The 12,388-nt window shown below is 69.5% G+C and carries 13 protein-coding genes and 2 riboswitches; of the genes, 4 read left to right on the top strand and 9 right to left on the bottom strand.

Annotated elements, in window-relative coordinates:
• Position 1: 1 nt before the first annotated feature.
• Positions 2-1,060: a HoxN/HupN/NixA family nickel/cobalt transporter gene (locus tag HWX31_RS14875; protein WP_059726929.1), complete on the bottom strand. Its 1,059-nt coding sequence runs from the start codon at positions 1,058-1,060 to the stop codon at positions 2-4.
• A gap of 188 nt (positions 1,061-1,248) precedes the next feature.
• A riboswitch (cobalamin riboswitch) is annotated at positions 1,249-1,514 on the bottom strand.
• Between the two features lie 210 nt (positions 1,515-1,724).
• Positions 1,725-1,964, top strand: a riboswitch (cobalamin riboswitch).
• Between the two features lie 190 nt (positions 1,965-2,154).
• Between HWX31_RS14875 and cobA the strand changes: the two genes are divergently transcribed.
• Genes cobA through HWX31_RS14855 form a run of 4 tightly spaced genes read left to right on the top strand, consistent with a single transcriptional unit; the run spans position 2,155 to position 5,244 of the window.
• Complete coding sequence (gene cobA, locus HWX31_RS14870; protein WP_174965793.1) at positions 2,155-2,928, top strand: uroporphyrinogen-III C-methyltransferase; 774 nt, start codon at positions 2,155-2,157, stop codon at positions 2,926-2,928.
• Positions 2,925-3,302, top strand: a complete 378-nt coding sequence (locus tag HWX31_RS14865) for a cobalamin biosynthesis protein (RefSeq protein ID WP_059481718.1) — start codon at positions 2,925-2,927, stop codon at positions 3,300-3,302. The genes cobA and HWX31_RS14865 overlap by 4 nt, the downstream gene beginning before the upstream one ends.
• Positions 3,303-3,330: 28 nt before the next feature.
• Entirely contained in the window at positions 3,331-3,933 is a 603-nt protein-coding gene (gene cobO, locus HWX31_RS14860) for a cob(I)yrinic acid a,c-diamide adenosyltransferase (RefSeq protein ID WP_174966063.1), read from the top strand.
• A gap of 3 nt (positions 3,934-3,936) precedes the next feature.
• Positions 3,937-5,244 carry a cobyrinic acid a,c-diamide synthase CobB gene (locus HWX31_RS14855; protein ID WP_174966062.1) on the top strand — a complete coding sequence of 436 codons (1,308 nt, stop codon included), beginning with the start codon at positions 3,937-3,939 and terminating at the stop codon, positions 5,242-5,244.
• A gap of 112 nt (positions 5,245-5,356) precedes the next feature.
• Here HWX31_RS14855 and HWX31_RS14850 read toward each other — a convergent pair whose 3' ends face one another.
• The 8 genes from HWX31_RS14850 to HWX31_RS14815 all read right to left on the bottom strand — a co-directional run bounded on the left by HWX31_RS14850 (position 5,357) and on the right by HWX31_RS14815 (position 12,361).
• The gene (locus tag HWX31_RS14850) at positions 5,357-5,656 is read right to left on the bottom strand and encodes a type II toxin-antitoxin system RelE/ParE family toxin (RefSeq protein ID WP_059619629.1); all 300 of its coding nucleotides are present in this window, start codon (positions 5,654-5,656) and stop codon (positions 5,357-5,359) included.
• Positions 5,646-5,891 carry a type II toxin-antitoxin system ParD family antitoxin gene (locus HWX31_RS14845; protein WP_080401979.1) on the bottom strand — a complete coding sequence of 82 codons (246 nt, stop codon included), beginning with the start codon at positions 5,889-5,891 and terminating at the stop codon, positions 5,646-5,648. The genes HWX31_RS14850 and HWX31_RS14845 overlap by 11 nt, the downstream gene beginning before the upstream one ends.
• Before the next feature lie 68 nt (positions 5,892-5,959).
• The gene (locus HWX31_RS14840) at positions 5,960-7,123 is read right to left on the bottom strand and encodes a M20 aminoacylase family protein (protein ID WP_174966061.1); all 1,164 of its coding nucleotides are present in this window, start codon (positions 7,121-7,123) and stop codon (positions 5,960-5,962) included.
• A gap of 159 nt (positions 7,124-7,282) precedes the next feature.
• Entirely contained in the window at positions 7,283-7,699 is a 417-nt protein-coding gene (locus HWX31_RS14835) for a PIN domain-containing protein (RefSeq protein WP_059726920.1), read from the bottom strand.
• Complete coding sequence (gene vapB / locus HWX31_RS14830; RefSeq protein ID WP_174966064.1) at positions 7,696-7,959, bottom strand: type II toxin-antitoxin system VapB family antitoxin; 264 nt, start codon at positions 7,957-7,959, stop codon at positions 7,696-7,698. Before vapB ends, HWX31_RS14835 begins: the two co-directional genes overlap by 4 nt.
• A gap of 211 nt (positions 7,960-8,170) precedes the next feature.
• A complete protein-coding gene (locus tag HWX31_RS14825) occupies positions 8,171-9,181 on the bottom strand; it encodes a GNAT family N-acetyltransferase (RefSeq protein ID WP_174966060.1) in 1,011 nt (336 codons plus the stop codon).
• Positions 9,181-10,029, bottom strand: a complete 849-nt coding sequence (locus tag HWX31_RS14820; RefSeq protein WP_174966059.1) for a formyltransferase family protein — start codon at positions 10,027-10,029, stop codon at positions 9,181-9,183. Before HWX31_RS14820 ends, HWX31_RS14825 begins: the two co-directional genes overlap by 1 nt.
• An 85-nt stretch (positions 10,030-10,114) precedes the next feature.
• Positions 10,115-12,361, bottom strand: coding sequence for a TonB-dependent siderophore receptor (locus HWX31_RS14815; RefSeq protein WP_174966058.1), 2,247 nt, complete (start codon positions 12,359-12,361; stop codon positions 10,115-10,117).
• Positions 12,362-12,388: the final 27 nt, after the last annotated feature.

The raw sequence follows: 12,388 nt of genomic DNA, 5'->3' as shown, positions 1-12,388 counted from the left end.
GTCAGGCGGAGATCGTCACGTCGATCTCGTCGTAGCGCTTCAGGCGGTAGATCGCGGCCGACACGACCCAGCACGCGATGAACAGGCCGATCACGAAGTAGCCGAGCATGCCGAAGTGCGACGCCACCATCGACGCGAAGTCCCATACCGGGCCCTGCAGCGACAGCTTGTCGGCGAGCAGCGCGAGCACCTCGATGCCGCCGATCAGCGCGGCGACCAGCACCGACACGAACGTGATCGTCATGTTGTAGTAGATCTTGCGGATCGGCCGCACGTACGCCCAGCGGTACGCACCCATCATCAGGATGCCGTCGGTCGTGTCGACGAGCGTCATGCCCGCGGTGAACAGCGCCGGCAGCGCCATCACCGACCAGAACGACAGGCCGCCCTGCACCTGCGTCGCGGAGATGCCGAACAGCGCGATCTCGGTCGCGGTGTCGAAGCCGAAGCCGAACAGAAAGCCGACAGGATACAGGTGCCAGCTGCGCGACACGAGGCGGAACAGCGGCCGGAACAGGCGCGCGAGCACGCCGCGCTGGTTCAGCAGCATGTCGAGATCCGCGTCGACGATCGCTTCGCCGCGGCGCGCCGCGCGGAAGGTGCGGTACACGGAGATCAGGATCAGCAGGTTCGCGGTCGCGAGCAGCAGCAGGAAGAAGGCCGACACGCAGGTGCTGACGACGCCGCCCCACGCCTTCATGCTCTCGAAGCGCGCGAGCGACGCCGCCGTCAGCGCGACCACGACGGACATCACGATCACGACCGTCGAATGGCCGAGCGAGAAGAACAGGCCGGCGCCGAGCGGGCTGCGGCCTTCCTGCATCAGCTTGCGCGTGACGTTGTCGATGGCCGCGATGTGGTCGGCGTCGACCGCGTGGCGCAGGCCGAACACGTATGCGAGCAGCGCGGTGCCGAGCAGCACCGGCTGGCCGTGGAACGCGATGAAGGCCCAGATCCACGCGCCGACGTTGAAGGCGACCAGCAATGAATAGATGGCGATGATCTTGCCGCGCAGCCCGGACGGGCTGTCGTTGAACAGGCGGAAAAGCGAGTCGAGCATGGTGCTCCCTGGCGAACGGTCGACATGGTGAATGCCAACACGGCCGGCGCCGGATGCGCGGGCCCGCGCGCGCCGCCGGATGCCGGACCGGCCCGCGCGAATCGCGCGGCGGATCGGAACACGGAAGACGCTCGGGCGCCGGACGCAATGTGGCTGCGGCCGTGGACGATGCGCCGCATCCCCGCGGCGCTGAACCCCTCGTCTCGGCCGGTATCCGGGCTGACGAACACGCCGCTTCGCCTTCCCGGACGCATCACGCGTCCAGTGGCGGTCGTCCGCATGCGCGAGAGGCATGCGGCGAAGCGGCGCTGCATCGCGGCGGGCGCAATGCGTTCGCTTACCGTTGCGGGGGCAGCACAGGTTGGCGCGACTGCGGTGCAGGCAGGCTCCCTGTTTCCCGTTTAACTGCGCGCGCCGGCGGGCACGCGCGAGCACCGAAACGCGTGCGAGTGTAGGCGGCGCGGGCGGGAGCGTCAAGGTGAACGGCGGGGCCGGATGCGGCCGCCATTTTCCCGTTGCCCGGTCCTGTCGATCGCGCCCTGCTTCGTCGAAGCGGCCGACCGCGTCAATCACGACCGCGATCCCGATGCCGACGGATGCGGCGGCGTAAAGCTTGCCGGCTGGCCAGGGCCGGCCCGCATGCGTTTGCGCCGGCGCGCTGTGCTATCGTATGCGCCGCGTTCGGTGCTCGCGCCTGACTTCCCGCAGGCGCAGTTAAACGGGAAACAGGAGGCGGTCATCCGCCCGGCCTGTGCTGTCCCCGCAACGGTACGCCGCCCGCGCGACGCGCTTTCAGCGCGCGCGCCCATGCCGCCCACGATGCCACTGCCCGCCTGCTTCGGGTGGGAAGGCCGCGGCCTGGCAAGCGGCCAGCCCGGATACCGGCCGACGCAAGGGGCGAGCGATACGCTCGCCGAACGCCCGGTCCGCGGGGGACGGACTGCGTGCGCGTTTTGTGTGCTTATCGTGCGCTCATGCCCGCTTCGCGCGGGCTGCTTTCATTCCGCTATGCATCGCCATTCCGCAGGCCGGCTTCGCGCCACCCGTTCGCCGCTTTTCCCGTCTTCGCCACGGTTCGCGCCGTGCCGCCCGCGATGAGCCGCGCCTGGCTGATCGGCGCGGGCCCCGGCGACGCCGACCTGCTGACGCTCAAGGCCGTGCGCGCGATCGGCGCGGCCGACGTGCTGCTCGTCGACGATCTCGTGAATCCCGAGGTGCTGCTGCATGCGCGCGCCGATGCGCGCATCGAGCACGTCGGCAAGCGCGGCGGCCACGCGTCGACGCCGCAGGACGCGATCGTCGCCGCGATGCTCGCGCATCTGCGCGCGGGCCGCAGCGTCGCGCGCCTGAAAGGCGGCGATCCGTTCGTGTTCGGCCGCGGCGGCGAAGAGCTGATCGCGCTCGGCGCGGCGGGCTTTCCGGTCGAGGTCGTCCACGGCATCACGGCCGGCATCGCCGCGCCGGCCGCCCTCGGCATCCCGGTCACGCATCGCGGCGACGCGCAGGGCGTGACCTTCGTCACCGGGCACGGCGCGGGCGACGGCGAGCCGGACTGGCGCGCGCTCGCCGCGACCCGCATGACGCTCGTGATCTACATGGGCATCCGCCGCCTCGCCGCGATCGCCGCCGCGCTGCGCGCGGGCGGCCTGCCGGACGACACGCCGTGCGCGGCGATCGAATCGGCGACGCGGCCCGGGCAGCGGCACGTGCTGGCGACGCTGGCGACCCTCGTCGAGCGCGTCGGCGCGGCCGGCATCGGCTCGCCCGCGATCGTTGTGGTCGGCCGCGTCGCGGCGCTGGCCGCCGATCCCGCGGTGCAGGCTGCACTGGCCGCACCGGCCGAACCTGCGCCGCCGGAGCCCGCATGATGCGGGTCGCGCTCGGTCTCGGCTTTCGCGCGGGCGTCACCGCCGCACAGCTCGACGCCGCGGTCCGCGCGGCGCTCGCGCGGCACCCGCACGCGCAGCCGGCCGTGGTCGCGACGCTCGCCGGCAAATCGCGCGCACGCGCGCTGCGCACGCTCTGCGCGCGGCGCGGCTGGCCGCTCGTCGCGTTCGACGCGGCGCAGCTCGCCGCCCACCCCGAACTGGCGGCGAGCGCGCCGTCACCCGCCGCGCTCGCCCGCTTCGGCGTGGCCGGCGTCGCCGAGCCGTGCGCGCGGCTCGCCGCGCCGCGCGGCCGGCTGCTCGGCCCGAAGCTCGCGCGGGACGGCGTGACGGTCGCGCTCGCCGGCCCGCTTTGAACCCATTCTTTCGACAGGACGACTCCCGATGAAAACCGATCCCGAAGCGCACCAGCGGATGACCGAGCGCCGCCGCGCCGGCCACGAGAAGAAGCAGGCCGCCGCCGTCAACGAAAAGGGCCTGCTGATGGTCCACACCGGCAACGGCAAGGGCAAGAGCACCGCCGCATTCGGCATGGCCGTGCGCGTGCTCGGCCACGGGATGCGGCTCGGCGTCGTGCAGTTCATCAAGGGCGCGCTGCACACGTCCGAGCGCGATTTCCTCGGCGCGGTCGCGCACTGCGATTTCGTGACGATGGGCGACGGCTATACGTGGAACACGCAGAACCGCGACGCCGACATCGCGACCGCCCGCAAGGGCTGGGACGAGGCGCGCCGGATGATCGAGAGCGGCGATTACCAGATGGTGATCCTCGACGAGCTGAACACCGTGCTCAAGTACGAATACCTGCCGCTCGACGAAGTGCTCGCGACGCTGGCCGCACGCCCCGCGTCGCTGCACGTCGTGGTGACGGGCCGCCACGCGCCCGACGCGCTGATCGACGCGGCCGACCTCGTCACCGAGATGCGGCTCGTCAAGCATCCGTACAAGGAGCAAGGCGTGAAGGCGCAGCGCGGCGTGGAGTACTGAACGATGCCCGCCTGCCCCGCGCTGTTCGTCAGCGCGCCCGCGTCCGGCCAGGGCAAGACCTCGGTGACGGCCGGCCTCGCGCGGCTGCACCGCCGGCTCGGCCGCCGCGTGCGCGTGTTCAAGACCGGCCCGGATTTTCTCGATCCGATGCTGCTCGAACGCGCGAGCGGCGCACCCGTGCACGCGCTCGACCTCGGCATGGTCGGTAAAGCCGGCTGCCGCGCGCTGCTCGCCGATGCCGCGCGCGACGCCGACCTGATCCTGATCGAAGGCGTGATGGGGCTGTTCGACGGCACGCCGAGCAGCGCGGATCTGGCCGTCGCGTTCGGCGTGCCGGTCGTCGCGGTGATCTCCGCGAAATCGATGGCGCAGACCTTCGCCGCGATCGCGTTCGGCCTGGCGCGGTTTCGCGCGGACCTGCCGTTTCACGGCGTGCTCGCGAACCGGGTCGGCTCCGCGCGTCACGCGGAATTGCTGCAACAGGCGCTGCCCGACGACCTGCGCTGGCTCGGGCACGTGCCGGCCGATGCCGGCATCGCGCTGCCGGAACGGCATCTCGGCCTGCATCAGCCGAACGACATCGACGACCTCGACGCGCGGCTCGATCGCGCGGCCGACGTGCTCGCGAATACGGCGCTTGCGGAATTGCCGCCTGCCGTCGCGTTCGCGGCGCCGGACGCCGCCGAGCCGCTGCCGCGCGCGCTCGCCGGCAAGCGGATCGCGATTGCGCGCGATGCGGCGTTCTCGTTCATCTATCCGGCGAATCTCGCGCTGCTCGACGCGCTCGGCGCGCAGCTGCGGTTCTTCTCGCCGCTCGCCGACGAGCCGGTGCCCGGCGATTGCGACGCGCTGTTCCTGCCGGGCGGCTATCCGGAGCTGCATGCGGCGGCGCTCGCGGCAAACGCGACGAGCGCGGGTGCGATCCGCGCGCATGCGGCGGCCGGCAAGCCGATCGTCGCCGAATGCGGGGGGATGGTGTATCTGTGCGATGCGCTGACGGACGTCGACGGCGCGACGACGCCGATGCTCGGCCTGCTGCCGGGCCGCGCGACGATGCAGCGGCGCTTCGCCGCGCTGGGCATGCAGCAGCTCGATACGCGCACCGGGCCGATGCGCGGGCATACGTTCCACTATTCGCGGCTCGACACGCCGCTCGAGCCGGTCGCGGCCGCGGTCCGGCCGAATGGCGGCGCGGGCAGCGGCGAGGCCGTGTATCGGGCCGGCTCGATCGTCGCGACGTACATGCACATGTACTGGCCGTCGAATCCGACCGCGGCGGCGGCGCTGTTCAGCGGCGAAACTTTGAGTTGAGCGCTGATTTCGGCGTCACGATCGAGCGGTGACAGCGACAACGTTGTCGGCTGCGCGTCACACCATGCTCGCTGCGACGATGCTCCGGCATTTTTGCCGTCAGACTCCGCGACTACAAATGGCGCTCGACGTCCATCCGCTGGTGCAGGATGCGAATCACATCGAGCGCGTACTCCGTTTCACGATAAAACACCACATGCGAGCCGACGGCGTATCGGTAATACCCGTCTCGCACAGTGCAAATGCGGCCGATCTTGTCACCACGCGCGAGAGCTTCCATCGTTGCAGCCAGATCGCGATGATATCGATTGGCCTGCTCGAACGACCACTGTTCGAAGGTGTAACGCCAGATGTCCTCGAGATCGGATTCTGCCAGCGGCGTAAGCCGGAGTTGCCGCCCTTTAACCGCCATGTTTCGCCCGCATCCGCGCCAGGAAAGCGTCGCTATCGAACGGCGCGGGTGCTCCTGACATTTCGCCGGCTTTTAACGCCTCTTGCAATGCACGAACCTGCGTTTCATGCGATTCAAGCAATCTCAGACCGGCCCGCACGACATCGCTCGCCGAGCCATACCGTCCCGATCGCACCTGCGCGTCGACGAATTCGGCAAAGTGGTCGCCAAGTGAAACGGACGTATTGCGCGACATGAGTCACCTCCTCTTCAATACGCGGATCATATACCAAAATTTGGTACACCCAGCGTCGCGCCGTCCCGTCAGACCAGAAACGCCTCGGTCAGCTTCACCCAGTACGACGCTCCCGTCGGCAGCACCGCGTCGTTGAAGTCATAGCCCGGGTTGTGCACCATGCAGCCGCCCTCCCCGTCGCCGTTGCCGATGATCAGGTAGCAGCCCGGACGCTGCTCGAGCAGGAACGCGAAATCCTCGCTGCCGGTCAGCGGCACCATGTCGTCGATCAAGTTCGCGTCGCCGACCCACTCGCGCGCGACCTGCTGCGCGAACGCGGTCATCTGCGCATCGTTGACGAGCACCGGGTAGCGGCGCCGGTAGTCGATCGTCGCGCTCGCACCGAACACCGCGGCCTGCGCGTGGATCAGTTCGGTGATGCGCGTCTGCAGCAGGTCGCGCACGTCCGGCTTCAGCGCGCGCACCGACAGGCGCATCTGCGCGTGCTCGGGAATCACGTTCGGCGCGTCGCCCGCGTGGATCGCGCCGACCGTGACGATCGCCATGTCGAGCGGCGACACGTTGCGCGACACGATCGTCTGCAGCGCGACGACGATCTGCGCGCACACGACGACCGGATCGATCGCCTTGTGCGGCACCGCGCCGTGGCCGCCCCGCCCCTGCACGTCGACGATCACGGTATCCGACGACGCCATGAACGGCCCCGGCAGGAAGCCGAACTTGCCCGTCGGAAAGCCGGGCATGTTGTGCATCGCGAAGATCGCATCGCACGGGAATTGCTCGAACAGGCCGTCGTCGAGTATCTTCTTCGCGCCGCCGAGCCCTTCCTCGGCCGGCTGGAAAATCAGGTTCAGCGTGCCCGAGAAGCACCGCTCGCGCGCGAGGTGCTTCGCCGCCGCGAGCAGCATCGCGGTGTGGCCGTCGTGGCCGCACGCGTGCATCTTGCCGGGAATCGTGCTCTGGTATGGCAGGCCGGTCGCCTCGTGGATCGGCAGCGCGTCCATGTCCGCGCGCAGGCCGAGACGCTTCGCGCCGTCGCCGACCTTCAGTTGCGCGACGACGCCCGTGCCGCCGAGCCCGCGATGCACGGCGTAGCCCCACGCCTGCAGCCGTTCGGCGACGAGGTCGCTCGTCGCGAATTCCTCGAAACCCAGCTCGGGATGGGCGTGGATACGGTGCCGGATGGCGGTCATTTCGTCGGCGAGGCCTGCGGGAATCACGCTGTGCGTCACGGTTCGTCTCCGGTGTCGAATGTGCAGCAAGGATAGTCCGCCGAACGTCAACCGGATAGACGAAATGTCGTCAGCCCGGCAACCGACGGTTGCCGGCCGTGACGATGCACGCATGCTCCGCAGGCGCCGCCGCTCGAACGGACGGGCGCGGCGTACTGCTCAATCCGCCCAGTCCTCGAACGACAGCCCGTCGACGCGGCCGAATTCGCGCGTGTTGTGGGTCACCAGCACCGCGCCGGCCGCGATCGCGTGCCCCGCGATCGACGCATCGTTCGCGCCGATCGGCGTGCCGCGCGCCGCGAGCTCGGCGCGCACGGCAGTCGTCGCGTCGACGGCCGCCGCATCCCACGGCAGCACGCCGTCCAGCCGCGAGACGAATGCGGTCACGAGGTCGGCATGCTTCGGCGACGCCTTCTTGCCGATCGCGCCGAAGCGCATCTCCGCATAGGTGACGGCCGATACGACGATCCGGTGCTGCGCGCCGACGCACGACTGCAGCCGCGACAGCACGACCGGCGGGCGCTCCCGCATGATGTACGAACAGATGTTCGTATCGAGCATGTAGAGCTTCGTCACCGGCCGGACTCCGGTTGCGCATCGTCGCGGCCGGACAGGTCGAAACGGCCGGATTCGACGACGGCCGGGCGCTCGACGAGGAAATCGGCATCCGCAAGCGGCTCGTGCGCGAGCGACGTCCACGTGGGACGCACCGGGCGGAGCAGCAGGGTGTCGCCCTCGCGGCGGATCTCGAGTTCCGTCACCCCTTCGAACTCCATGTCCTTCGGGATGCGGATCGCCTGATTGCTGGCATTCTTGAAAATGGAAACGGTGCGCATGATCCACTCCGGAAGTGAATGATGCGACCATTTTAGACATATGCTTGCATATGTCAATATCGGTGCCCGCGTGCGGGGCGCCGTGCGCCAGCTTGTCGCAATGAGTGCCTTGTCCATGAGCCTGCCGTCCTCGTCATGTGATAGCCCCCATTTTTCACGCCTGCTCGCGCGCGGTCCATACGCCGAACGGCCAGCGTGCCCCCCCGCCCCGTCACGGCAACCGGAACGTCTCGAAGAACGTATCCCGGTCGATCATCACCAGCGCCGCGCGCTTGTGCGGGAAATCGAACTCCTTCAGCGTATGGAAGCCGAGCCGGTGCATGTACGCGATATGCCGCACGTGATCGACGCGCGGCTCGCCGACGAGCCGCTGCGTGCGCGGCTCGTCGACGAACATGTAATGCAGCACCCCGCTCCACCACGCGTGCAGCTTGCCCGCGCTCTGGAAGCGCGAATCGCCGATCAGCAGATGCAGCCCGCGATCGTAGTCGTGCGCGTCATAGAACGGCGCAAGGCGGTCCTCCTTCGCCCAGTAGAACTCGAAATAGCCGAACGGCGTGTCGTCGAAGTAGCCGATCATCGGGTGCATGTGCGGATCGGCGAGCCGCTCCGCGAGATACGCGGCGTGCTCGTCGCGCGTGCCGCGCTGGTCCCAGAAATGCGCGACGCGATCGAGGTTCATCCAGCCGCTGAACAGGTCCGCGTGCGCGTCGACGTCGACCGTGCGCAGGCTGAAGGTCATGCCGACCTGCGGCATGTAGCGCGCGTAGATCTCGCCGGGCACGGTCGGCGCACGCACCGGATGACGTCGCTCGTTCGTCACCGCGTAGCGCAGCGGCATGCCGCCCGAGCCCGGCGCCTTCAGCCACGGCTGCGGATGCTGCCAGAACGTCGCGCGCGACGCGCCCAGGTGCAGCCGGCCGTTCACGGGCCGCGCGTCGTCGATCACGCCCTCGCGCACCGCGCGCCCGACATACGCAGCGACCGCCGCGGGATCGGCGCCCGCGAGCGGCACGGTGAGCGTCGCCGACGCGCGCGGCGTCTCCGTGTTGAACAGCGCGGCGAATTCGGCCAGCAGCGCGGCGGGCGGATCGTCGGGCCGCCATGCGTCGAGGACGCGATCGGCGTCGTGCGCCGCGGATGCGGATGCCGCCTCACGCGCGGGCGCGGCGAAATCGACGGCATCCGCCGGATCGGCCGGGTTCGTCAGCGTGTCGGTCATCACAAGGCCCCCGCGTCGTGGCGGTCCGCGAGGATGCCAAGCCCTCGCTCGAGCGCCGGAAACAGGCTGCGCTGGAAGTTGTTCCAGCGCAGTTCGAGAATCGTGTCGTCCGGCGCGATCGGCGTGTCGAGCACGTCGCAGATCACTTCGCCGGAATCGATGCCGTTGTCGACGTAATGGAACGACGCGCCCGTCATCGTCACCGGCTCGATCGCCGACGTCGCGCCGCTCGCCCAGTCGACCCGCTCGCCGCGCGCGCCGTGCAGCGCATCGAGCGTCGCGTAAGCGCCGCGCCGCTGGAACGGCGAGCCGTCCTCGGTGATGCCCGGGTGGATGTTCGCGATGCGCCGGTGAAAGCGCGCGCCGGGCCGCACCAGCTCGTCGAGGATCACGAGCAGCCCGTCGAGCACGACGACGTCGGCGTTCAGTTCGAGCAGGCGCTCGAGCAGCCGGCGCTCGAACGCCGCCTTGCCCGCCGCGCGCTCGCGCCCGTTGTGCACATCGCGCGGCAGCCGACGGTACGCCGACGGAATCGCGCAGAACAGTTCGTCGACCGGCCGGCCCTGCACCGTGAGGCCGTCCGGCAGCAGCCACGGCCGCCCGGGCGTGCGCGCGAAGCCGTAGTCGGCGAGCTTCGCGCGGTCGGCGCTCGAGCCGTCGTCGTCGTCGACGATCACGCCCGCGAGCGTGTAGCGCTCGCCGAGCGCCGAGCCGTTGAGCCGCTCGACGAGGAATTCGAGCGGCGCCTTCATGTAGCGCGTGCCGCCCTTGTAAGCGACCGGCTGTCCGGCGCGATCGGCCGCGCCGTTGCGCAGCGACTGGATGTAGACGAGATTCTTCTTCGGCATGGGTCGTGATGAGTGAAGGACGACGCCGCCGCGGCGCGCAGGCGCCGGCCCCAGAAGGCCGGCCCGCACGCCGCGGCGCGCGCCGTCACCAGTTGTATTTCGCGGTGGCGACCACGGTGCGCTCGTTGCCGAACATGCAGACGGACGTCGACTGGCAGCCGCTGATGTAGTGGCGGTTGAACAGGTTCGTCGCGTTCACCGCGAAACGCCAGTTGCGCACGTCGTAGTGGATCGCCGCGTCGTAGACCGTGTAGCTCGCGACCGACAGCGAGTTGTCGGCCTCGCCGGCCGACGCGCTCTGGTAGCGCACGCCGCCGCCGAGCCCGAAGCCGGCGAGCGGCCCCGTGTGCCACGTCCAGTCGGCCCACAGCGACGCCATCTGGCGCGGCCGCGGAATGTCGACCGGCCAGTTGTTCAGCGACGCGTCGTTCGCCTTGATGTTCTTCACGTCCTGGTACACGTACGACGCGATGATCGACAGGTTCGGGCTCACCTTGCCGGTCGCGCTCAGCTCGATGCCGCGCGAACGCACCTCGCCCGTCTGCACCGACGTCGTGCCGGCCTGATCGAGATTCCTCGGCGTCGGCGTGATCACGTTGGTCTGGTTGATCTGGTAGATCGCCGCGTTCAGCATCAGGTTCTTGCCGGGCGGCTGCCAGCGCAGGCCCAGCTCGATCTGCTTGCCGCGCGTCGGCTTGGCCAGCCCGCCGCCGAACAGGTTCACGCCGATCAGCGGGTTGAACGAGGTCGCGTAGCTGACGTACGGCGACAGCCCGTAGTCGCCCTGGAACGCGAGGCCGACGCGCCCGCTGAACGCGGTGACGTCCGCCTTCGACTGCGTGCCGCCCGCGCGGTCGTCCTGCCGCATGTTCACCCAGTCCTCGCGGCCGCCGAGCGTCAGCACCCAGCGGTTCCACTTGACCTGGTCCTGCGCGTACACGCCGAACGTGTTCATCGTCGTGTACGTGTCGGTGCGCCCCGTGGTGCTCGGATCCGCGAACACCGCGGTCGTCACCGGCGGCGACACGGTGTTGTAGAGATTCACGGGCGGCGCCGCCGCGATCCATTCGCTGTCGGTCGAGGTCTGACGGTTGTACTGGAAGCCGAGCAGCAGCGTGTGCTCGAGCGGCCCCGTGGCGAAGCGCGCCTGCGCGTTGTTGTCGATGTCGAAGCGGCTGTAGTTCATCTGGAACAGGCCCGCCCAGCGCGATACGTCGGTCGTGCTGCCGTCGACGAAGCCCGCGCCCCACACCGAGCCGTTGTCGAGCGACAGGTGCATCCAGCGCACGTTCTGGCGCACCGTCCAGATCGAGTTCAGGTTGTGCTCGAACTGGTAGCCGAGCGACCACTGCTTCTTGCGGTAATGGTTGAAGCCGGGGTCGCCCAGGTACACGTCCTTCGACAGTTGCCCGTTCGGATTCCCCAGCACCGTGCCCTGCGCGGGCAGGAAGTTCGACGAGATGTCACCCCAGTCCTGCAGATAGGTCGCGGAGACCGTCAGCGACGTGTCCGCGTTCGGCCGCCAGCGGAACGACGGCGCGAGCGCGACGCGCTGGTCGTTGTTCGGGCCGGTCAGCGCATTGCCGTCGCGCGCGACGCCGACGAAGCGGTACGCATACTTGCCGTCCGCGTCGAGCTTGTCGCCGACGTCGAACATGAACTGCTTGCGCGCATAGTTGCCGACCTCGACGCCGGCTTCACGCACGCGCTCGCCGTCGGCGAGCTTGGTCTGCACGTCGACGATCGCGCCCGGGTCGCCCGCGCCGTACAGCACCGACGTCGGCCCGCGCAGCACGGTGATGCTGTCGATCATGTACGGATCGACGCGCCAGCTCGCGAGGTTGATCGTATTGGGCACCTGCAGCCCGTTCACGTAGGCGGTCGGCGTGAAGCCGCGCAGCGCCGCGTACCAGTCGGAGCGGTTGTCCGAGCCGTACGACGAGAAACCCGGGATGTAGCGCAGCGCCTGGTTCACGTCGGTCGCGCCCGTCATCTCGATCTGCTGCGCGGTGACGACGTTGATCGTCTGCGGGATTTCGCTGATCGGCGTGTCGGTCTTCGTGCCGGTCCGGCTGCGCCGCGCGACGAACCCGACCGTGCCGTTGCCCTCCGACGCCGCGTTGACGCTGATCGCCGGCAGCGTGCCCGGCGCCGCGCCGTTCGCCTGCGCGGCGGGGTCCGCCTTCGCCGCAGGGTTCGGCGCCGCCTGGGCCATCGCCTGGCCTGCCGCCGCATAAAACGCTACGCCTGCCGCGGCTGCGATCGCACGCCGGCGCGTGCCTCGACGTGTGTCTCGGCGTGTGCCTCGCCGTGTGCCTGTTACCCACTCCATCTTTCGTTGCTCCACTTGTTTGGCGGC

It is taken from the genome of Burkholderia ubonensis (assembly GCF_902833085.1).
Lineage (GTDB): Bacteria > Pseudomonadota > Gammaproteobacteria > Burkholderiales > Burkholderiaceae > Burkholderia > Burkholderia ubonensis.
The sequence above is the reverse complement of the archived record's forward strand: the minus strand, read 5'-3'. Positions and strand labels throughout refer to the sequence as shown.

Bases quoted from the DNA above. Each gene is read 5' to 3' on its own strand.
- cobO (WP_174966063.1), top strand. From the start codon at position 3,331: ATGAAAACCGATCCCGAAGCGCACCAGCGGATGACCGAGCGCCGCCGC.
- vapB (WP_174966064.1), bottom strand. From the start codon at position 7,959: ATGCGCACCGTTTCCATTTTCAAGAATGCCAGCAATCAGGCGATCCGC.
- HWX31_RS14820 (WP_174966059.1), bottom strand. From the start codon at position 10,029: ATGCCGAAGAAGAATCTCGTCTACATCCAGTCGCTGCGCAACGGCGCG.
- HWX31_RS14875 (WP_059726929.1), bottom strand. From the start codon at position 1,060: ATGCTCGACTCGCTTTTCCGCCTGTTCAACGACAGCCCGTCCGGGCTG.
- HWX31_RS14865 (WP_059481718.1), top strand. From the start codon at position 2,925: ATGATGCGGGTCGCGCTCGGTCTCGGCTTTCGCGCGGGCGTCACCGCC.
- cobA (WP_174965793.1), top strand. From the start codon at position 2,155: ATGAGCCGCGCCTGGCTGATCGGCGCGGGCCCCGGCGACGCCGACCTG.
- HWX31_RS14845 (WP_080401979.1), bottom strand. From the start codon at position 5,891: ATGTCGCGCAATACGTCCGTTTCACTTGGCGACCACTTTGCCGAATTC.
- HWX31_RS14855 (WP_174966062.1), top strand. From the start codon at position 3,937: ATGCCCGCCTGCCCCGCGCTGTTCGTCAGCGCGCCCGCGTCCGGCCAG.
- HWX31_RS14815 (WP_174966058.1), bottom strand. From the start codon at position 12,361: ATGGAGTGGGTAACAGGCACACGGCGAGGCACACGCCGAGACACACGT.
- HWX31_RS14825 (WP_174966060.1), bottom strand. From the start codon at position 9,181: ATGACCGACACGCTGACGAACCCGGCCGATCCGGCGGATGCCGTCGAT.
- HWX31_RS14850 (WP_059619629.1), bottom strand. From the start codon at position 5,656: ATGGCGGTTAAAGGGCGGCAACTCCGGCTTACGCCGCTGGCAGAATCC.